Raw genomic sequence first — 19,457 nt, forward strand, 5'->3', positions numbered from 1 at the left:
CACCCCGCGTCCACGTCGTGGGCCGGCCGTCGGAGAGGAGCCCCGGTGGCGCAGTCGGCACGCGAGGAGCTGGGGCAGTCCGACGCCCCGGTCGAGGACCAGGTCGTCGAGGCGTTCGACCGGATCGTCGACGAGGGCGCCCAGCGGCTGCACCGGTCCTGGCGGGAGGTGCTGACCACCGGCCTCGCCGGGGGCCTGGAGGTGGCCACGGGGGTGGTCGCGCTCCTCGCCGTCTACACCGAGACGCGCAGCCACCTGCTGGCCGGGCTGGCGTTCAGCATCGGCTTCGTCGCGCTGATGCTGGCCAAGAGCGAGCTGTTCACCGAGGGCTTCCTGGTGCCGGTGACCGCGGTCGTGGCCGGGCGGGCCAGTGCCGCGCAGCTCGGGAAGCTGTGGGCCGGCACGCTGATCGCCAACCTGGTCGGCGGCTGGCTGGTGATGTGGCTGGTGGTGCACGCCCTGCCCGAGCTCGGGACCACCGCCATCGAGTCCGGCCGGACGTTCGTCGAGGCGCCGCTGGACCTGCAGGCCGTCTGCCTGGCGCTGCTCGCCGGCAGCTTCATCACCCTGATGACCCGGATGCAGCACGGCGCGGACTCCGAGGCCGGCAAGCTCGCGGCCTCGGTCGCCGGCGGCTTCCTGCTCGCCGGGCTGGTGCTGTTCCACTCCATCCTGGACTCGCTGATCCTCTTCGGCGCCCTGCACGCGGGCGCGCCCTACGGCTACGGTGACTGGCTCGAGTGGTTCTGGTACACCACCCTGCTCAACGTCGTCGGCGGGCTGGTCGTGGTCACCTTCCTGCGCCTGGTGCGCAGCAAGGAGCTCATCGAGCGGGAACGGGCCGCCGCGGGCGCCTGAGGCGGCCGCCCGGCCGAGCCTCCCGCGCGCGCCGCCCCGCGCTGGCCATGCTGTCGCACGTGATCGAGCTCGACGGCCTGACCAAGCAGTACCGCGACCGGGTCGCCGTCGACGACCTCACCGTCCGTGTCGAGCCCGGCCGGGTGACCGGCTTCCTCGGCCCCAACGGCTCGGGGAAGACGACGACGATGCGCTGCGTCCTCGGTCTGACCCGGCCCACCGCCGGGAGCGCCACCGTCCTCGGGGTGCCCTACCGGCAGCTGTCCTGGCCGATGCGGCGGGTCGGCGCGCTCATCGACCCCCGGGCCCGCCACCCCGGGCGGACCGCCTACCAGCACCTCGCCGTCCTGGCGCAGAGCAACGCCCTGCCCAGCAGCCGGGTCGACGAGGTGGTCGAGCTGGTCGGGCTGGGCAGCGTCGCGCACGAGCGGGTGCGCGGCTTCTCCCTCGGGATGGGCCAGCGCCTCGGCATCGCCGCGGCGCTGCTCGGCGACCCCGACGTGCTGCTGCTCGACGAGCCGGTCAACGGGCTGGACCCCGAGGGGATCCGCTGGGTGCGCGAGCTGCTGCGCGGGCTGGCCGCCGAGGGTCGCACGGTGCTGGTCTCCAGCCACCTCATGAGCGAGATGGAGGACACCGCCGACCACCTCGTCGTCCTCGGCCGCGGCCGGCTGCTGGCCGACGTCTCCGTCGCCGAGCTGCTCGGTGCGCACGCCGCCGTCCGGGTGCGCAGTCCCGAGGCGCCGCTGCTGTCGGTGGCGCTGCGGTCGGCCGGCGCACACGTCGCCCTCGAGCTGGACGGCGCGCTGCGGGTGGAGGGGCTGGACGCGGCTGCCGTCGGCGACGTCGCGTTCTCCGCGGGCGTGCGCGTGCACGAGCTCACCCGGGTGGTCGCCTCGCTGGAGGCGGCCTACCTGGAGCTGGCCGGCGGGGACGTCGAGTACCGGGCGGGTGCCGCGTGAGGGCCGGCGTCCCGGTGCGGGCGGTGCTGCGCAGCGAGTGGACCAAGCTCGCGTCCGTGCGCTCGACGTGGTGGTGCGCCGCCGTCTACCTCGTCGTGGTCGCGGCGTTCGGCTGGCTGGCGGCGGCGAGCACCCCGACGGCGGTGCGGCCGGACCTCGCGGTGGGGGTGGCGCTGACCGGGTTCGGCTTCGGCCAGCTGGTGCTGGTGGTGCTCGGCGTCCTGGCCGTCAGCGCCGAGTTCGCCACCGGCTCGGCGCTGGTGTCGCTGACCGCGGTGCCGCGCCGCTCCCGGTTGCTGGTGGCCAAGACCGTCGTCGTGGCCACCTGGGCGGCGCTGCTCACCGCGGTCCTGGCGGTGGTCTGCTGGCTGGCCGCCCGCACGCTCACCGCGGTCCCCGGCGGGATCCCGCTGACCGCCCCCGGCGTCCTGCGCGCGCTCGGCCTGCAGGTGGCGGGCGCGGCGCTGCTCACCGTGCTGGCCGTGGGGCTGGGCGCGGTGCTGCGGTCCAGCGCCGGCGGGGTCGGCGTGGGGGTCGCGCTGGTGTTCATGCTGCCGCCGCTGCTGGCCCTCGCCGGTGGGGTGGTGGCCTCGCGGGCGTCGCAGGCGCTGCCGGCGCTGCGGGTGGGGGAGGACCCGTTCCTCGCCGTCCCGACCACCTGGCCGGTGGGGCTGGTCGTGTGCGGCGCGTGGGCGGTGGGCGCCTGGGCGATCGGCGCGGTGCTGCTCGAGCGCCGCGACGTCTAGGCCCGGGTCGCCTGTCGGATGGCCGAGAGGTAGCGCGCCGTGGCCAGCCGCTGGACGGCGGTGCTGACCGGGCCGCCCAGCCGGGCCAGCGGCGAGGCCAGCCGGGCGAACACCCGCAGCGCGAAGACGACGTCCCCCGAGGGCGTCAGCCGGACGACGAACGCCTCCTCCCCGCTCTCCGGGTGTCCGGGCAGCGTCCCGTAGGCGAAGCCCCGCTCGTTGCCGGTGGTCTGCGCCCACACCACCCGGCACGGGATGTCGTAGCCGAGCCGGGGCAGTCCCGCGGTGAGGACGACGACGGTGCCCGGCTCGGTCGCCGGTCCGGTCGCCCGCACCCGGAGCCCGACGCCGCGCTGGGCCCGCCAGTCGAACACCGCGGCGGCGGCCCGTTCGAGGTCGGCCGTCCCCGAGCCGACGACGACCGAGCGCTCGACGTGGTCGTACCCGGCGGGCAGCTCGGCGTCCCGGGTCGCCCCGACCTCGGCGTAGGTGAACGGGACGTCGGTGAGGTCGACGGGGTCGGGAGCGCGCAGGATGCCCATCCCGCGAGTGTCCCCGGCCGCGCCGCCGGTAGATTCCGCCCCACTGTGCTGCCCGCCGTCACCGCCACCCGCTACGTCACCCCGCTGCGCGAGGGTGGCTCGCTGCCGGGGCTCATGGAGGCCGACGACCTGGGCACCTACGTGGTGAAGTGGCGGGCCGCGGGACAGGGCGTCAAGGTGCTGGTCGCCGAGGTGGTGTGCGGTGAGCTGGCCCGGGCGCTGTCCTTGCCGGTGCCCGCGCTGGTCACCGTCGACGTCGCGCCGGAGCTGGCGGTGGGGGAGCCCGACGTCGAGGTGCAGGAGCTGCTGCAGCGCTCGGCCGGCACCAACCTCGGGCTGGACTACCTCCCGGGCGCGCTGGACTTCGAGGCCGGCGTCGGGGAGGTCGGCCCCGAGCTCGCCGGTCGGGTGCTGTGGTTCGACGCGCTGGTCGGCAACGTGGACCGCTCCTGGCGGAACCCGAACATGCTGTTCTGGCACGACCGGCTGCAGCTGATCGACCACGGCGCCGCGCTGACCTTCCACCACAACTGGCCCGGGGCCCCCGCGGCGGTGGCCCGGCCCTACGACGCCGGTCAGCACGCGCTCGTCGAGTGCGAGCCGGACGTCCGGTCCGCGGACGCGGCCCTGGCACCACGGGTGACCGCCGACCTGCTCGCCGGCGTCCTGGCGCTGGTCCCTGACGCCTGGCTCGAGGGTCCCGCGCCCGACGAGCCGCCGTCCGCCGTTCGCCGCCGCTACACAGAGCAGCTGCTCGCCCGGCTGGCCGCCCGGGGGTCCTGGCTGCCGCAGCTGGTGGCCACCGCGGCCGCCGGTGGCTCGCGCCGACGGGCCCCCCGCGGGGAGAACCGGCCCTCGTGGCTGGGTCCGCCGCCGCCCGAGGGGATCCGCCAGCGGTGAGCCGGGAGACCTTCGAGTACGCCGTCCTGCGCGTGGTGCCCCGGGTCGACCGGGGCGAGTCGCTCAACGCCGGCGTCCTCGTCTACTGCCGGCAGCGGGACTACCTGGGTTCCCGGGTGCACCTCGACGTGGACCGGCTGCGCGCCCTCGACCCAACTGCCGACGCCGCCGCGATCCGCCGCGCGCTGCAGGCGGCCGCCGACGTGTGCGCCGCCGACCCGGTCTCCGGCGCGGCCGGCCGGGAGGCGCTGGGCTCGCGTTTCCGCTGGCTGACCGCGCCGCGCAGCACCGTCGTCCAGCCGGGACCGGTGCACACCGGGCTGACCGCGGACCCCGACGCCGAGGCCGACCGGCTCCTGCGCCTGCTGGTCCTGCCCGTCGAGGGCTGACGGGCAGGGGCCCTCTCAGCCGGGGAAGAGGGCGTCGATCCGCCGGGCCAGGTCGAGGTCGAGCTGGCTGACGCCGCCGGCCGAGTGGCTGACCACCGTGAGGTGCACGGTGCGCCAGCGCAGGTCGACGTCGGGGTGGTGGTCCATCGACTCGGCGACGAAGCCGATCCGCACGATGGCGGCGACGGCGTCGGCGAAGGTCGGCAGCTTCACGCTGCGGGTCAGCCCGTCGGTGCCGCCGGACCACAGCGGCAGGTCCGGCAGGGCGGCGGTCAGCTCGTCGGGGGTCAGCTTCGGCGGTCGGGGCATCGTCCGATTCTCGCCCCATGGCCTCGTTCCCGGGACCCGCGGCGTGCCCAGCACGTCGTTGTTCCCGGGACCCGCGGCGTGCGCAGCACGTCGTTCAACGGCCTCGGTGCAGGGTCCTCGCGCGAGCGGAGGGGCAGCGAGGTCCTCTCGGGGCCCCTCGTCAGGTGTGCAGGCCGCACTCGGTCTTGCCGAGACCGACCCAGCGGCCGGCGCGCGGGTCCTCGCCCGGGGCGACCGGACGGGTACAGGGTGCGCAGCCGATCGAGCTGTAACCGATCTCCTGCAGCGGGTTGACCGGCACCTGGTGCGCGGCGACGTAGCGGTCGACGTCGTCCTGGGTCCAGGCGGCGAGCGGGTTGACCTTGATCATCTCCCGCTTCGCGTCCCACTCGACGACCCGCGTGCCGGCCCGGCTGGGCGACTCGTCGCGGCGGACCCCGGAGCCCCAGGCCACGTAGCCCGACAGCGCCTGTGCGAGCGGCCGCACCTTGCGCAGCGAGCAGCACAGGTCGGGGTCCCGCTCGTGCAGCCGCGGGCCGTGCTCCGCGTCCTGCTCGGCCACGGTCTGCTCCGGCCTCACGTTCACCAGCGTGATCGGCAGGACGCTCGTGATCCAGTCGCGGGTGCCGATGGTCTCGGCGAAGTGGTAGCCGGTGTCGAGGAAGACCACGTGGACGCCGGGCACCGCCTCGCTCGCCAGGTGGGACAGCAGCCCGTCGGCCATCGAGGACGTGATCGCGAAGTCGTCGCCGAAGGTGTCGCCAGCCCAGCGCAGCACGGTGAGGGCCTGCTCGACGGGGTCGGCGATGTCGGCGAACCAGCCGTCGGCGGCCTGCGCGAGCAGCGGTGTCGGGCGGAGGGCGATCGTCATGGGTGCTGGACTCCTGTTCCGGTCAACCGGACGGTGAAGGTCCGAAGGCAGGCAGCGCAGTGCCACTCGCCGCCGTCCCCGTGCGGGGTCAGCTCCTCGTCGCCGCAGTACGGGCAGTGGAACACCGGCAGCTGCCGGGCCCTTCCCGTGACCGACGGCTCGCTCACAGCAACCAGTCCTCCTCGGCGCGGGCGACGTAGTGCGCGAACGACTCGCCGGGCGTCCGGCGCTCGGCGAAGCCGCGCAGGACGCGCTCGCAGTAGTCGGCGGTCTCGGCCTTGGTCACCTTGTGGCCGCGGAACTTGCGGCCGAAGGTGGCCTCCACGCCGAGGTGCCCGCCGAGGTGGACCTGGAAGCCCTCGACCATCTCGCCGTTCGCGTCCCGGACCATCGATCCCTTGAACCCGATGTCCGCGGTCTGGAACCGGGCGCAGCTGTTCGGGCAGCCGTTGACGTTGATGCCGATCGGCACGTCGAAGTCCGGCAGCCGCTTCTCGAGCTCCGCGTAGAGGTCCTGCGCGTGCTGCTTGGTCTCGACGATCGCGAGCTTGCAGAACTCCAGGCCGGTGCAGGCCATCGTGCCGCGGCGGAAGGCGCTCGGGCGGACCTGCAGGTCGTGCCGGGCGAGCGCTTCCACCAGCGCCTCGACCTTCTCGTCCGGCACGTCGAGGATGACCAGCTTCTGCTGCGTCGTCGTCCGGATGCGTCCCCGTCCGTACTCGTCGGCCAGGTCGGCGATGGTGGTGAGGAGCGAGCCGCTGATCCGGCCGGTGCGCAGGGCGAAGCCGACGGCGTTGGCGCCGTCCTTCTGCTTGGCGACGCCGACGTGGTCGCGCTGGTCGTGCTTGGCCGGGGCGGCCGCGGGACCGTCGGGCAGCGCCTCGTGCAGGTACTCGTCCTGGAGCACCTGGCGGAACTTCTCCGGACCCCAGTCGGCGACGAGGAACTTGATCCGGGCGCGGTTGCGCTGCCGGCGGTAGCCGTAGTCGCGGAAGACCGAGGTGCACGCCGCCCAGACATCGGTCACCTGGTCGGGTCGGACGAAGACGCCGATCCGCTGGGCGAACATCGGGTTGGTCGACAGCCCGCCGCCGACGAGGAGGTCGTAGCCGGCCTCGCCCGCCTCGTTCACCACGCCGACGAAGGAGACGTCGTCGATCTCGGGCTCGGTGCAGTGGTCGACGCACCCGGACATCGAGGTCTTCCACTTGCGCGGCAGGTTGCTGAACTCGGGGTTGCCCACGTACTTGGCGACGGTCGCGGCGATGACGTCGGTGGCGTCGAGCACCTCGTCCTCGAGGATCCCGGCCAGCGGGCAGCCGAGCATCACGCGCGGGACGTCGCCGCAGGCCTCCATCGTCGACAGCCCGACCGACTCCAGCCGCCGCCAGATCTCGGGCACGTCCTCGATGCGGATCCAGTGGTACTGCACGTTCTGCCGGTCGGTGACGTCGGCGACGTCCCGCCCGAACTCGGTGCTGATGCCGCCGAGGACCCGCAGCGCGTCGCTGGTCAGCTGTCCGCCGTCGATGCGGGCACGCATCATGAAGTAGGAGTCCTCGAGCTCCTCCGGCTCCAGCACGGCGGTCTTCCCGCCGGGGATGCCCTGTGCCCGCTGGGTGTAGAGGCCCATCCAGCGCATCCGGCCGCGGAGGTCACCCGGGTCGATGGCGTCGAAGCCGGCCTTCGAGTAGATGTCGATGATCCGCTGGCGCACCTCGAGCCCGTCGGAGTCCTTCTTCATCCGCTCGTTGGGGTTGAGCGGCTCCCGGTAGCCGAGGGCCCACTGGCCCTGTCCACGCTGGGGACGGTTGCTCGCACGGGTGGGGGAGGTCACGTCGTACTTCTTCCTGCGCTCACCGCCTCCGCGGGCTACCGACCGTTCGGAGGAGGGGGCGCTGCAGATCGGGGGCGCAGTGGGGGTTGCGCGGGGGGACCGGGCTCAGCGCTGAGCGCGACAGACGGCGCTGGAGACGAGCGCCAGGTCGATGTGCAGCCGTGCGACGAGGAGGCTGCCACGATCGGTCACGCCGTCCATGGTCGCATAAGTCGACCGGACAGGTGGTGTGAATCAGCTGACGGGATCCATGGCGGCCCGGATCCGGGCGACCGACTCCTCGAGGGGGGTCACCGAGGTGTCGATGGTCAGCTCCGCCCGGGACGGCGACTCGTACGGGTCGCTGACCCCGGTGAAGACGGGGATCTCGCCCGCCCGCGCCCTCGCGTACAGACCCTTGACGTCGCGCTGCTCGCACACCTCGAGCGGAGTGGCGAGGTGCACGAGCAGGAAGCGTCCGTGCTCCTCCACCAGGGCGCGGGCGGCCTCCCGGGCGGCGTCGTACGGCGCGATCGCCGCGACGACGACCGTGCCGCCGTGCTTGACCACCTCGCCGGCGACCCAGCCGATCCGGCGGATGTTGAGGTCGCGGTGCTCCTTGGAGAAGTCCAGTTCGCTGGAGAGGTGGGTCCGGACGACGTCGCCGTCCAGGACGGTCACCTCCCGGCCCTCGGCCTCGAGCTGGGCGACGAGGGCGTCGGCGATGGTGGACTTCCCCGCGCCGGACAGCCCGGTCAGGAACACGGTGACGCCCGTCTGCTGCGTGCCTGCCATGCGCCCAGTCTCGCCCAGCCGGTCCGCGCGGCCGCCGGCCGGTCCCGGCGTCAGACCACCGGCTCGTCGCCGAAGGACCGCCAGGCCTCCTCGAGCGCGGCCAGTTCCGCCACCGCCGCCGGCAGCTTCCCGGCGACGACGTCGGCCAGCGTGACCTCCTCGAGCACCCGGCGGTAGGCCTCCCGGGCGGCCACCCACACCCCGGCCAGCGGCGCCGCCGCGCCGGGGTACTCGACCTCCTCCGGGCGCTGCCCGTGCACCTCCGCGAGGAACCCCTGCTCGACCCGCATGACCCGGGCGATCGAGACCTCCTCCGGGGGCAGGGCGAGCCGGTAGCCACCCTCCCGGCCGCGCTGGCTGGTCACCAGCCGGGCGTGCTGCAGGTCGCCGAGGATGGACTGCAGGAAGCGGGCGGGGATGCCCTGGGCCGTGGCGATGCGGTCGCTGGTGAGCGCGCCGGGCGCGGCCGCGGCCAGTTCGACCGCGGCACGGACGGCGTAGTCGACCCGGGCAGTGATGCGCACGGGGGTCATCCTGCCGTGGGATGGGCTCGCGCTCCTGGTCTGGGACCCTGTCCGGGTGTCCCAGCTGCGTTTCACCACGCTGGTCGAGGCGCCGCTGACCGTGGCCTTCGACGTCGCCCGAGCCCTGGGCCGCCCGTGGCGCACGCCGCTCGTCGAGGTGGAGTCGGTCCGGCCGGCCTGCGACGTCTACGCCGTCGGGCCGGTCCCCGGGTGGCGGCGGATCACCCACGCGCGGCGGTTCACGGCCACGGGGGAGGGCACGCGCGTCGACGAGCAGGTGGAGTGGGCGACCGCGTTGCCGGGTCTGCTGGGCCGGGCTGCCGACCGGCTGCTGCGCGGGCGGGTCCGGCGGGCCATGCGGGCCCACCTCGACGCCTACGCCGCGGCGGTGGCGCGGTCCGCGGTCGAGGTCGTCCAGGTGGTGGGCGCCGCCCTCGTCGAGGGCGACCGCGTGCTCGTCGCGCAGCGGTCGGGTGGCCCCTACGACGGGTTCTGGGAGTTCCCCGGCGGCAAGGTGGAGCCCGGGGAGGACGACCTGGCGGCGCTGGTCCGCGAGATCGGCGAGGAGCTGGGCGTGGTCGTCGTCCCCCAGGAGTTCCTCGGGGAGGTCGTGCTGGACGGCGTCGTCGCCGGCGGCGTCCCGGGCGCATCGACGCTGCGGGTGTGGTCGGCCCGCATCGTCGGTGGCGGCGAGCTCACCGCGCACGAGCACGCCGAACTGCGGTGGCTGCGGGCCGACGAGCTCGACGCGCTGGACTGGATCCCGGCCGACCGCCCCCTCCTCCCCGCCGTCCGCACCCTCCTCGCCCACCCCTGACCCGCCTCCCCGGACTCTCGGCGCTGAGAGTTCGCGTCCGCCCCCAGACTTTTGGCGCCGAAAGTCTGGGGGAGGGCGGCGGCTGTGGACGACGCGGCGAGCGGGCGCGGGAGTGGGCGACCCTGCACCGGTGACTCGCGGGTACGGACTGCACGGGGTCTTCCTGGGAACGCACGCCGTCGCCGAGGGGGCGGTCACACCGCGCCAGCTGAAGGCCGGCCTGTACCGGCGGTTGCTGCGCAACGTCTACGCCGACCCCCGGCTGGAGGCCGATCACCAGCTGCACGCGCGCGCGGCCGCACTGCTCATGCCTCCGGACGCGGCGCTGGGCGGGAGGTCAGCGGCCACCTGGTTCGGTGCACCGTTCGCCTCGGCCACCGAGCCCGTGGTGGTGCTCGCCCCACCGGACTCGGCGTGGCTCGGTCCTCGAGGTGTCCGGGTCCATCGGACGACGATCGGGGCCGACGACGTGCAGACGGTCGACCACGACGTCCGGGTCACGTCACCGCTGCGGACGGCGTGGGACGTCGCGACGTTGGAGATCGTGCCGACCGCGGTCGCGATGCTCGACGGGATGGTGCGCGCCGGGTGCCTCGACCTCGCGGCGCTGGCTTGGCTCCACGAGACCTCGCGGGGGCGGTGGCGCGCCAGCCGGGTCGGCACGGCGCTCCCGTTGGTGGACGGCCGGAGCGAGAGCCCGCCGGAGTCATGGGTGCGGGTGGCCTGTGTGCGGGCCGGCCTGCCTGCTCCCGTTCCGCAGTTCGTCGTCGTCGCGGGAGGGGAGTTCCTGGGGCGCGTCGACCTCGCCTGGCCCGAGGCTCGACTCGTCGTCGAGTACGAGGGGCCACACCACTTCGATGGGCTGCAGATCCGGCAGGACGACCGGCGCTACGCACGCCTCGTCGCCGCGGGGTGGCGCGTGATCCGGCTCAGCGCCGCGGACCTCCGCGACATGGACGCCGTGGTCTCGAGGATCGCCCAGGCGCTGCGCGAGGCGTCGTCCGCCGGCTGAGCGGACGTCCGCAGCCGTGTTCGCGGCGCCGAGAGTCCCGAGACGGGGACGGACCTGTGGCGCCGAAAGTCCGGAGCCGGGGGGCGGACTCATGGCGCGAGAGTCGGAGCCGGGGGGCGGACTCGTGGCGCCGGGAGTCCGGAGCCGGGGGCGGACTCGTGGCGCCGGGAGTCCGGAGACGGCGACGGACGCCGGGCCGGGTCGAGCCGGCGGGGCGTCCGTCGCTGTCGTGTCCTGCTCGCGCGAGTGTCTGCTCGGCGCGAGGGACTACTTGAAGACGTCCTTGACCTTCTCGCCGGCCTGCTTGAGGTTGCCCGAGGCCTGGTCCGCCTGACCCTCGGCCTGCAGGTCCGGGTCGTCGGTCGCGTTGCCCACGGCCTCCTTGCCCTTACCGGACAGCTCCTCGGCCTTGTTCTTCATCTTGTCGATGCCGCTCATGCCTGGCTCCTCTCGTCGGGTCGGCCGAGCAGTACCCCGAGCGACCGATCCCGACACCCCTCCTCCTACCGGCCGGAATCCTTGCGGCCGGACGTGACCTGCGCCGCAACTCCTCCGGGGCCGCTGGACCGGCCCGGACGCAAGCCGGAATACCACCCTGTGAGATCCTGAGCCGAGGTCACAAGTCGGTGACGTCCGTGGACGCTCTTCTCGGAGCGCGCCTAGGGTCGCCCGTCGTACCGACTGACTCGGTACCTGTCCGCAGCGCCACCGGTCGACCGAGCACCAACTGCCGGCCACCGGAGAACCAGTCCATTCCCCCCGCGACAGCGGGACGAGGGAGGCATTGCACGTGAAGCTGAGCAAGCGCTCCACCGCGCTCATCGTGGGTGGCCTGTCCACCGCGATGGTCCTGGCCGCCTGTGGCGGCGGCGACGACGACGGCGGCTCTGGGGGTGCTGCCGGGGACGGCGGCAGCTTCAGCGTCTACATCGGCGAGCCCGAGAACCCGCTGCTCCCCGGCAACACCAACGAGACCGAGGGCGGCCAGGTCGTCGACTCGCTGTTCACCGGCCTCGTCGAGTACGACAACGAGACCAACGAGGCGGCCTTCACCGGCGTCGCCGAGTCCATCGAGTCCACGGACCAGACCACCTGGACCGTCACGCTCAAGGACGGCTGGACCTTCCACGACGGCAGCCCGGTGAACGCCGAGTCCTTCGTCGACGCGTGGAACTACGCCGCGTACAGCCCGAACGCGCAGGGCAACTCGTACTTCTTCGCCAACATCGTCGGCTACGACCAGCTGCAGGCCGGCGACGACGGCAGCCAGCCCGCGGCCACGGAGATGAGCGGCCTGCGGGTGATCGACGACCTGACCTTCGAGGCCACGCTCTCGTCGCCCTACGCCCAGTGGCCGACCACCGTCGGCTACACCGCCTTCTACCCGCTCCCCCCGGCCTTCTTCGAGGACCCCGAGGGCTTCGGCGAGCAGCCGATCGGCAACGGCCCCTTCCAGGCCGAGGAGCCCTTCGTCCCCGGTCAGGGCATCACGCTGACCCGCTACGACGACTTCGGTGGCGACGCGCCCGCGAACGCGGAGTCGGTGGAGTACCGGGTCTACGCCGAGCAGGACACGGCCTACACCGACCTGCAGGGCGGCAACGTCGACATCATGGACACCCTCCCGCCGGACGCCATCGCCTCGGCCGAGTCGGAGTTCGGTGACCGGTACATCGAGACCGAGCAGGGCGACATCACCTCGCTGGGCTTCCCGACCTACGACCAGCGTTTCGCCGACCCGAACGTGCGCAAGGCCATCTCCATGGCGATCGACCGGCAGGCGATCAGCGACGCGATCTTCAACGGCACCCGCACCCCGGCGACCTCGTTCATCAGCCCGGTGGTCCAGGGCTACCGCGACGACGCCTGCGAGGCCTGCGTGCTCGACGTCGAGGAGGCCAACCGGCTGCTCGACGCGGCGGGCTTCGACCGCAGCCAGCCGATCGACCTGTGGTTCAACGCCGGCGCCGGTCACGACGCCTGGGTCGAGGCCATCGGCAACCAGCTCCGGGAGAACCTGGGCCTGGAGTACCAGCTGCGCGGCGAGCTGCAGCAGGCGGAGTTCCTGCCGCTGAAGGACGCCAAGGGCATGACCGGGCCGTTCCGCGACGCGTGGATCATGGACTACCCGGTCGCCGAGAACTTCCTCGGTCCGCTGTACTCGTCGGCCGCCCTGCCGCCGGCCGGCTCGAACTACTCCTTCTACAGCAACCCGGAGTTCGACGCGCTGCTCCAGCAGGGGAACTCGGCCGCCTCGGACGACGAGGCGATCGCGGCCTACAACGCGGCTGAGGACGTCCTCCTCCGCGACTTCCCGTCGGCTCCGCTGTTCTACCGCCTCAACCAGGGTGCGCACTCGGAGAACGTCGACAACGTGGTGATCGACGCCTTCGGGCGGATCGACGCCGCCGCCGTCACGGTCGTCGGCTGACCTCCCAGCAGGACCCGCACTGCCCGCCGGGGGCGCCGTCACTGCAGACGGTCGCCCCCGGCGGCGCGCGTGCCCCGCACCGGGCACGATGACCACGCCGCCGGCCGCGCGTCGACCGGTGCTCACACCTGAGGGGGGACATGGGCCGCTACGTGGCGCGCCGCCTGTTGCTCACCATCCCGGTCCTGATCGGTGCGTCGTTCCTGATCTTCGCGATGGTGTACGCCCTGCCGGGTGACCCCATCCGGGCGCTGGGCGGTGACCGACCGCTGGCGCCCGCCGTCGTCGCCCAGCTGCGGGACGACTACAACCTCGACGACCCGCTGCTGATCCAGTACGCGAAGTACGTCGGCGACCTCCTGCAGGGAGACTTCGGCACGGACTTCCGCGGTCGCGCCGTGCTCGACACGATCACCCAGCGGCTGCCCGTCACGATCCGGCTGACGGCGGTCGCGATCGCCTTCGAGGCGGTCATCGGGATCATCGCGGGTGTCCTCGCCGGCATCCGCCGCAACGGCTTCCTCGACAACCTGGTGCTGGTCTCGAGCACCGTCGTCGTGTCCGTCCCGATCCTCGTGCTCGCCTTCGTGTCCCAGTTCGTCTTCGGGCTCCAGCTCGGTCTGTTCCCCATCTCGGGCATCAGCGAGGGCTGGCGGAGCTTCTTGCTGCCCGGCCTGGTCCTGGCGGCAGGATCCCTCGCCTACGTCGCCCGGCTCACCCGGACCAGCGTCGCGGAGAACATGCGCGCGGACTACGTCCGGACGGCGAAGGCCAAGGGCCTGCCCCACCGGACGGTGATCATCCGGCACACGCTGCGCAACAGCCTGATCCCGGTGGTCACCTTCATCGGTGCGGACATCGGCACGCTCATGGGCGGCGCCATCGTGACCGAGTCGGTCTTCAACCTGCCCGGGATCGGCCGGGCGGTGTTCGACGCCGTGCGCCAGCAGGAGGGCGCCGTGGTCGTCGGCATCGTGACCCTGATGGTCTTCTTCTTCATCTTCTTCAACCTGGTGGTGGACGTGCTCTACGCCGTCCTCGACCCGAGGATCCGCTATGACTGACCAGCAGCAGGCCGATCTGCGGCACGACGAGATGGAGGCCGGGACGACGACCGGCCTGGCCAGCCCGTCGGTCGACGTCACCGACGCCCGGCAGAACAGCCTGTGGAGCGACGCCTGGGGCCACCTGCGGCGCAACCCGCTGTTCTGGATCGGCGCCGTCCTCGGGTTGGTCTTCCTGCTCGTGGCGGTGTTCCCGCAGGTGTTCGCCCGCGGGGCCGACCCCCGCTCGTGCAGCCTGTCCAACAGCCAGCAGGCACCGTCGGCCGACCACTGGTTCGGGTTCGACCAGCAGGGCTGCGACTACCTGGCCAACGTCGTCTACGGCGCCCGCAACTCGTTGTTGATCGGACTGCTCGCCGTCCTGGTCGTGCTGGTCCTCGGCGTGGTCGTGGGCGCCGTCTCCGGCTTCTACGGCGGGCTCACCGACACCGTCCTGTCCCGCCTCACCGACGTCTTCTACGCGGTGCCGTTCGTCCTCGGGGCGATCGTCGTCCTCCAGAGCGGCGTCATCGGCCGGGGGGTCGTCGCGGTGGCGATCGCCCTGGCGGCGTTCGGCTGGATGACCGCCATGCGGCTGGTGCGCTCCCAGGTGATCGCCGTGAAGAGCGGGGACTACGTGGCCGCGGCGAGGGCGATGGGCGCGTCCAACGGGCGCATCCTGGTCCGGCACATCCTGCCCAACGCGGTCGCGCCGGTGCTCGTCTACACGACCATCACCATCGGGGTGCTGATCGCCGCCGAGGCGACGCTGACCTTCCTCGGGGTGGGCCTGCAGCGGCCGGCGATCTCGTGGGGGCTGCAGATCGACGCCGGCCAGTCGCTGCTGCGGACGGCGCCGCACCTCGTGCTCTTCCCGAGCATCGTCCTGACCCTGACCGTGATGGCGTTCATCATGATGGGCGACGCCCTGCGCGACGCCCTCGACCCGAGGCAGCGCGGATGACCCGACCCGATCTCTCCAAGACGTCCGCCCCGGCGCCGGGCGCCGGCACCCCGGTGCTCGAGGTGGACGACTTGCACGTGGAGTTCCGCACCCGCTCCGGCGTGGTCAACGCGGTCAACGGCGTCAGCTACACGCTGGCCGCGGGGGAGACCCTCGCCATCCTCGGGGAGTCCGGGTCCGGCAAGTCGGTGTCCGCCCAGGCCATCATGGGGATCCTGGACAGCCCCCCGGCCGTGATCACCGGCGGCGGCATCTTCTTCGAGGGCAAGGACCTGCTGACCCAGCCGGCCGAGGAGCAGCGCAAGGTCCGCGGGCCGGGGATCTCGATGATCTTCCAGGACGCGCTGTCCTCGCTGAACCCGGTGTACAGCGTCGGCTTCCAGATCGGGGAGATGTTCCGCGCCCACCGCGGCACGTCCCGCAAGGAGGCCAAGAAGAAGGCCGTCGAGCTCATGGACCGGGTCCGCATCCCGGGTGCCGCGGCGCGGGTCGACGACTATCCGCACCAGTTCTCCGGCGGCATGCGCCAGCGGGTGATGATCGCCATGGCCATCGCCCTGGACCCGCGGGTGCTCATCGCCGACGAGCCGACGACGGCCCTCGACGTCACGGTGCAGGCCCAGGTCATGGACCTGCTCAAGGACCTGCAGCGGGACACCGGGATGGGCCTGGTCCTGATCACCCACGACCTGGGCGTGGTCAACGAGGTCGCCGACGAGGTCGCCGTCATGTACGCGGGGAAGATCGTCGAGCGCGGCACCGTGGACGACGTCTTCACCGACGCGGCGCACCCGTACACCGACGGACTGATGTCCTCCATCCCGCAGCTGGAGGCCAAGGGCGGGCGGCTGACCCCGATCGTCGGGCAGCCGCCGAACCTGGCGGCCATCCCCAGCGGGTGCCCGTTCCACCCGCGCTGCTCCCGGCGCCGCATCGGTGCCGAGGCCGCTCCGGGGCGGGACTGCGCCGCCGACGTCCCGCCGCTGCGCCTGGTCGTCCCCGGCCGCGAAGCGGCCTGCCACTACAGCGAGGAGGTCCTCGGTGTCTGACGACAGCGACGGGAGCACCGGAGCCACGGCCGCGTCCCTCCCGACGACGGCGGCCGGCGAGACGCTGTTGGAGGTCCGCGACCTCAGGAAGCACTTCCCGCTCACCCAGGGCATCGTCTTCAGGCGGACGATCGGTCACGTCCGCGCCGTGGACGGCGTCAACCTGACCCTGCGCCGCAAGGAGACCGTGGGCCTGGTCGGCGAGTCCGGCTGCGGCAAGTCGACGGTGTCCAAGCTGCTCGTGGCCCTGGAGAAGCCGACGTCGGGGTCGATCCTCTACAAGGGGCGCGACGTCGCGAAGATGAGCGGCCGGGCGCTCAAGGCCTACCGGCGCGAGGTCCAGATCATCTTCCAGGACCCCTACGCGTCGCTGAACCCGCGGATGACCGTCGGCGACATCGTGGCCGAGGGCTGGGCGGTGCACGCCGACGTCGCGCCCAGGAAGGGCCGGCTGCAGCGCACGCAGGAGCTGCTGGACCGGGTCGGGCTCAACCCCGACTACGTCAACCGCTACCCGCACCAGTTCTCCGGTGGCCAGCGGCAGCGCATCGGCATCGCGCGCGCCCTCGCGCTGCGGCCGGAGATCATCGTCTGCGACGAGCCGGTGTCGGCCCTGGACGTCTCGGTCCAGGCGCAGGTGGTCAACCTGCTCGAGGACCTGCAGGACGAGTTCGGCCTCTCCTACCTGTTCATCGCGCACGACCTGTCGGTGGTGCGGCACATCTCCGACCGGGTGGCGGTCATGTACCTCGGCAGCATCGTCGAGGAGGGCACCGACGAGCAGGTCTACGCCTCGCCGTCACACCCCTACACGCAGGCGCTGCTGTCGTCGGTGCCGCTGCACGAGCCGGCGTTGCGCGGGCAGAAGGACCGGATCCTCCTGCAGGGCGACGTGCCCAGCCCGGCCGACCCGCCCTCGGGCTGCCGGTTCCGCACCCGCTGCTGGAAGGCCCAGGACGTCTGCGCCGTCGAGCCGCCGGCGCTGGTGGACCGCGGCCAGGGCCACCCGTCGGCCTGCCACTTCGCCGAGGCCCGCCGCGTCGTCCCCCTCGAGGAGGGGCGATGACGCGGCAGCGCCGTCCGTGACCGACCCGGCCAGGGGCCGGGTGGCGGCGTCCGCCCGCACTGCAGGATGGACGCCGTGACCGCTGACCGCCGCCTGCTCCTCGTGCACGCCCATCCCGACGACGAGACCATCAACAACGGCGCCACGATGGCCCGCTACGTCGCCGAGGGGGCCGCGGTCACCCTGCTCACCTGCACGCTGGGCGAGGAGGGCGAGGTGCTCGTCCCGTCGCTGGAGCTGCTCGCGTCCGACCACGCCGACCAGCTCGGCGGGTTCCGCATCGGGGAGCTCGCCGCGGCGATGGACGCCCTCGGCGTCACCGACTGGCGCTTCCTCGGCGGGCCGGGGCGCTACCGCGACTCGGGGATGATGGGGACGCCGGCCAACGACAAGCCGCGCGCCTTCTGGAACGCCGACCTCGGCGAGGCGGTGGCGCACGCCGTCGCCGTCGTCCGGGAGGTGCGGCCGCAGGTCGTGGTCACCTACGACGAGAACGGCGGCTACGGCCACCCCGACCACATCCAGGCCCACCGGGTGGCCATGGGCGCCGTCGAGGCGGCCGCCGACCCGGCCTACCGCCCCGACCTCGGCGAGCCGTGGGACGTCGCCAAGGTCTACTGGTGCTGCTTCCCGCGCTCGGTCATGCGCGCGGGCATCGAGGCGATGGCGGCGCTGGGCGAGGACTCCCCGTTCGCGTCCCTCGGCGACGTCGACGACGTGCCCTTCACCGTCCCCGACGAGGTGGTGGCCGCCGCGGTGGACGGGCGGCCGCACGCCGGCCGCAAGGACGCCGCGTTGCGTGCCCACGCCACCCAGATCACCGTCGACGGGCCGTTCTTCGCCCTGTCCAACAACCTGGGCCAGGAGGTCATGGGCATCGAGTACTACCGGCTGGCGCGCGGGCAGCGCGGGCAGCGCGGACCGGCCGGCGCCGCACCCGACGGCTGGGAGGACGACCTGTTCGCCGGCCTGCCCGGATGAACCGCCGCGCCTGGGCGCGGCTGCCGGCAGGACTGCTCGTCGTCGCGGTCGCGGCGGAGCTGGCGCTGGTGGAGGTGTTCTGGCTGCCCCTGCGCGTCGGCGGGGTGCTCGTCCCGGCGTCCCCGGTCGCGGCCGTGGCGGGGAACCTGCTGCTCGTGCCGCTGGCGTTCCGGCTGACCGGATCGCGGCTGGTCGCCGCCGCGCCGGCGCTGGTCTGGCTGGTGATCGCGGTGGCGGGGAGCCTGCGGCGTCCCGAGGGTGACCTGCTCGTCACCGGAGGCGGGGCCGCGGGCTTCGTCAACCTCGCCTTCCTGCTCCTCGGCGTGATCGCCGCGGCCTTCGCCGTCGGCCGGGTGATGGCCGCGCCGGTCACGGCGCGGCGTACCGGTAGTGGTACCGGTGGTGCTCGATGAAGCCGGCCCGGCGGTAGAGCTCCCGGGCGGGGGCGTTGGACGACGTCACCTGCAGGTACACCCACGCCGCGCCGTGGTCGGCGGCCCAGCGCTGCAGGGCACCCATGACGGCGGTGGCCAGGCCGCGACGGCGGTGCTGCTCGGCGACGGTGACGGCGGCGACGCCCAGCCAGCCGTCGGTGAGCACCCCGCGGGCGACGGCCGCGAGCGGCGCGGGCTCGGGTTCGAGGCGCACGGAGGCGAAGACGACGTCCTCGGCGTTGGTCAGCACAGCGCCGGCCGACGGCGGGAGGGCCCGGCCGCGGTGCCGGTAGCCGGCCAGCCAGGCGGCGTCCGGTGCGGGGGAGAGCTCCACGGCGACGCCGTCGTCCGGCGGGGTGGTCAGGGGGGCGGTGAGCACCAGCACGTCCTCGTCGCGCTCCCACCCGGCCTCGGCGAACACCGCGTCCGCCGCGCGCGACTGGCGCCCGGGCAGCTGGGCCGTGGGGCGCAGGCCGCGGTCGCGGTACCAGGTGCCCACCGCCTCGACGGCGTCCGGCAGCGGCCGGCCCGGGTCGCCGACCACCAGCGCCGAGTTGGCCCGCCCGGTGAAACCGCCGCCGGCCCGCAGCAGCCAGTCGCCGAGGTCGGCCTCCTCGGTGCCGCGCCAGCCCCGCGCCGCGAGGTACTCGAGGTCGGCGACGTCGAGGGGCGAGCGGCTCTGTCCCATGGACGTCGATCCTGCGGGGTCCGCCCGACGTGACGCGCACCGGGGCATCGGTCCACCCGTCGCGCCCGCTGCCGCCGGGAGGAGCCATACTGGGCGCCGGAACAACCGACCCCGGCCCCCGAGCCGGCGGTCCCCGCGCGTCCCCGGGAGGGAACCACCGTGACCTACGTCATCACCCAGGCCTGCGTCGACGTCCTCGACAAGGCGTGCATCGACGAGTGTCCGGTGGACTGCATCTACGAGGGCGACCGGATGCTCTA

Annotated in this window: 22 protein-coding genes; 14 read left to right on the forward strand and 8 right to left on the reverse strand. The window is 73.4% G+C overall.

What is annotated here, in order from left to right; genetic code table 11:
* Positions 1-45 precede the first annotated feature (45 nt).
* From GCU56_RS08655 to GCU56_RS08665, 3 genes are read left to right on the forward strand one after another with little or no spacing between them, the layout of a single operon-like run.
* The gene (locus GCU56_RS08655) at positions 46-858 is read left to right on the forward strand and encodes a formate/nitrite transporter family protein (protein WP_163481140.1); all 813 of its coding nucleotides are present in this window, start codon (positions 46-48) and stop codon (positions 856-858) included.
* A 59-nt stretch (positions 859-917) separates the two neighbouring features.
* The gene (locus GCU56_RS08660) at positions 918-1,820 is read left to right on the forward strand and encodes an ATP-binding cassette domain-containing protein (RefSeq protein WP_163481142.1); all 903 of its coding nucleotides are present in this window, start codon (positions 918-920) and stop codon (positions 1,818-1,820) included.
* A complete protein-coding gene (locus GCU56_RS08665; RefSeq protein WP_163481144.1) occupies positions 1,817-2,566 on the forward strand; it encodes an ABC transporter permease in 750 nt (249 codons plus the stop codon). The genes GCU56_RS08660 and GCU56_RS08665 overlap by 4 nt, the downstream gene beginning before the upstream one ends.
* On the opposite strand, the gene GCU56_RS08670 is transcribed toward GCU56_RS08665, so the two are convergent.
* Positions 2,563-3,108 carry a DUF1990 family protein gene (locus GCU56_RS08670; RefSeq protein WP_163481146.1) on the reverse strand — a complete coding sequence of 182 codons (546 nt, stop codon included), beginning with the start codon at positions 3,106-3,108 and terminating at the stop codon, positions 2,563-2,565. The two genes, GCU56_RS08665 and GCU56_RS08670, sit on opposite strands and share 4 nt — an antisense overlap.
* A 45-nt stretch (positions 3,109-3,153) precedes the next feature.
* Between GCU56_RS08670 and GCU56_RS08675 the strand changes: the two genes are divergently transcribed.
* Both GCU56_RS08675 and GCU56_RS08680 read left to right on the forward strand, forming a co-directional pair.
* Entirely contained in the window at positions 3,154-4,008 is an 855-nt protein-coding gene (locus tag GCU56_RS08675; RefSeq protein WP_163481148.1) for a HipA family kinase, read from the forward strand.
* Positions 4,005-4,397: a DUF3037 domain-containing protein gene (locus GCU56_RS08680; RefSeq protein ID WP_163481150.1), complete on the forward strand. Its 393-nt coding sequence runs from the start codon at positions 4,005-4,007 to the stop codon at positions 4,395-4,397. The genes GCU56_RS08675 and GCU56_RS08680 overlap by 4 nt, the downstream gene beginning before the upstream one ends.
* A gap of 15 nt (positions 4,398-4,412) precedes the next feature.
* Here the strand turns inward: GCU56_RS08680 and GCU56_RS08685 are convergent, their stop codons facing one another.
* The 5 genes from GCU56_RS08685 to GCU56_RS08705 form a co-directional block, all read right to left on the reverse strand.
* Positions 4,413-4,706 carry a 4a-hydroxytetrahydrobiopterin dehydratase gene (locus tag GCU56_RS08685; protein WP_163481152.1) on the reverse strand — a complete coding sequence of 98 codons (294 nt, stop codon included), beginning with the start codon at positions 4,704-4,706 and terminating at the stop codon, positions 4,413-4,415.
* Positions 4,707-4,866: 160 nt separating this feature from the next.
* Positions 4,867-5,577, reverse strand: a complete 711-nt coding sequence (locus GCU56_RS08690) for a phosphoadenylyl-sulfate reductase (RefSeq protein WP_163481154.1) — start codon at positions 5,575-5,577, stop codon at positions 4,867-4,869.
* A 163-nt stretch (positions 5,578-5,740) separates the two neighbouring features.
* Positions 5,741-7,414 carry a nitrite/sulfite reductase gene (locus GCU56_RS08695; RefSeq protein WP_163481156.1) on the reverse strand — a complete coding sequence of 558 codons (1,674 nt, stop codon included), beginning with the start codon at positions 7,412-7,414 and terminating at the stop codon, positions 5,741-5,743.
* A 234-nt stretch (positions 7,415-7,648) separates the two neighbouring features.
* Positions 7,649-8,188, reverse strand: a complete 540-nt coding sequence (gene cysC / locus GCU56_RS08700; protein ID WP_163481158.1) for an adenylyl-sulfate kinase — start codon at positions 8,186-8,188, stop codon at positions 7,649-7,651.
* Positions 8,189-8,238: 50 nt separating this feature from the next.
* Positions 8,239-8,721, reverse strand: a complete 483-nt coding sequence (locus tag GCU56_RS08705; RefSeq protein WP_204331665.1) for an RrF2 family transcriptional regulator — start codon at positions 8,719-8,721, stop codon at positions 8,239-8,241.
* Positions 8,722-8,767: 46 nt separating this feature from the next.
* On the opposite strand from GCU56_RS08705, the gene GCU56_RS23400 reads away from it, so the two are divergent.
* Together GCU56_RS23400 and GCU56_RS25115 are read left to right on the forward strand one after the other, a co-directional pair.
* Positions 8,768-9,529, forward strand: coding sequence for an NUDIX domain-containing protein (locus tag GCU56_RS23400; RefSeq protein WP_345771730.1), 762 nt, complete (start codon positions 8,768-8,770; stop codon positions 9,527-9,529).
* Between the two features lie 130 nt (positions 9,530-9,659).
* Positions 9,660-10,541, forward strand: coding sequence for a DUF559 domain-containing protein (locus GCU56_RS25115; protein ID WP_163481162.1), 882 nt, complete (start codon positions 9,660-9,662; stop codon positions 10,539-10,541).
* A 267-nt stretch (positions 10,542-10,808) separates the two neighbouring features.
* Here GCU56_RS25115 and GCU56_RS08720 read toward each other — a convergent pair whose 3' ends face one another.
* Positions 10,809-10,979: a CsbD family protein gene (locus GCU56_RS08720; protein WP_163481164.1), complete on the reverse strand. Its 171-nt coding sequence runs from the start codon at positions 10,977-10,979 to the stop codon at positions 10,809-10,811.
* Positions 10,980-11,331: 352 nt separating this feature from the next.
* Between GCU56_RS08720 and GCU56_RS08725 the strand changes: the two genes are divergently transcribed.
* The 7 genes from GCU56_RS08725 (at position 11,332) to GCU56_RS08755 (ending at position 18,488) form a co-directional block, all read left to right on the forward strand.
* Positions 11,332-12,972: a peptide ABC transporter substrate-binding protein gene (locus tag GCU56_RS08725; RefSeq protein WP_345771731.1), complete on the forward strand. Its 1,641-nt coding sequence runs from the start codon at positions 11,332-11,334 to the stop codon at positions 12,970-12,972.
* 140 nt (positions 12,973-13,112) lie between these two features.
* Complete coding sequence (locus GCU56_RS08730; RefSeq protein ID WP_163481166.1) at positions 13,113-14,036, forward strand: ABC transporter permease; 924 nt, start codon at positions 13,113-13,115, stop codon at positions 14,034-14,036.
* Entirely contained in the window at positions 14,029-14,979 is a 951-nt protein-coding gene (locus tag GCU56_RS08735; RefSeq protein ID WP_163481168.1) for an ABC transporter permease, read from the forward strand. Before GCU56_RS08730 ends, GCU56_RS08735 begins: the two co-directional genes overlap by 8 nt.
* Positions 14,976-16,028, forward strand: a complete 1,053-nt coding sequence (locus GCU56_RS08740; RefSeq protein ID WP_163481170.1) for an ABC transporter ATP-binding protein — start codon at positions 14,976-14,978, stop codon at positions 16,026-16,028. The genes GCU56_RS08735 and GCU56_RS08740 overlap by 4 nt, the downstream gene beginning before the upstream one ends.
* Positions 16,021-17,094: a dipeptide ABC transporter ATP-binding protein gene (locus GCU56_RS08745; protein WP_163481172.1), complete on the forward strand. Its 1,074-nt coding sequence runs from the start codon at positions 16,021-16,023 to the stop codon at positions 17,092-17,094. Before GCU56_RS08740 ends, GCU56_RS08745 begins: the two co-directional genes overlap by 8 nt.
* 66 nt (positions 17,095-17,160) lie before the next feature.
* Positions 17,161-18,075, forward strand: a complete 915-nt coding sequence (gene mshB / locus GCU56_RS08750; protein WP_163481174.1) for an N-acetyl-1-D-myo-inositol-2-amino-2-deoxy-alpha-D-glucopyranoside deacetylase — start codon at positions 17,161-17,163, stop codon at positions 18,073-18,075.
* Positions 18,072-18,488 carry a hypothetical protein gene (locus tag GCU56_RS08755; RefSeq protein ID WP_163481176.1) on the forward strand — a complete coding sequence of 139 codons (417 nt, stop codon included), beginning with the start codon at positions 18,072-18,074 and terminating at the stop codon, positions 18,486-18,488. The genes mshB and GCU56_RS08755 overlap by 4 nt, the downstream gene beginning before the upstream one ends.
* Here the strand turns inward: GCU56_RS08755 and GCU56_RS08760 are convergent.
* Positions 18,445-19,197: a GNAT family N-acetyltransferase gene (locus GCU56_RS08760; protein ID WP_163481178.1), complete on the reverse strand. Its 753-nt coding sequence runs from the start codon at positions 19,195-19,197 to the stop codon at positions 18,445-18,447. The genes GCU56_RS08755 and GCU56_RS08760 overlap by 44 nt on opposite strands.
* Positions 19,198-19,457 lie beyond the last annotated feature (260 nt).

It is taken from the genome of Geodermatophilus sabuli (genome assembly GCF_010686765.1).
Lineage (GTDB): Bacteria > Actinomycetota > Actinomycetes > Mycobacteriales > Geodermatophilaceae > Geodermatophilus > Geodermatophilus sabuli_A.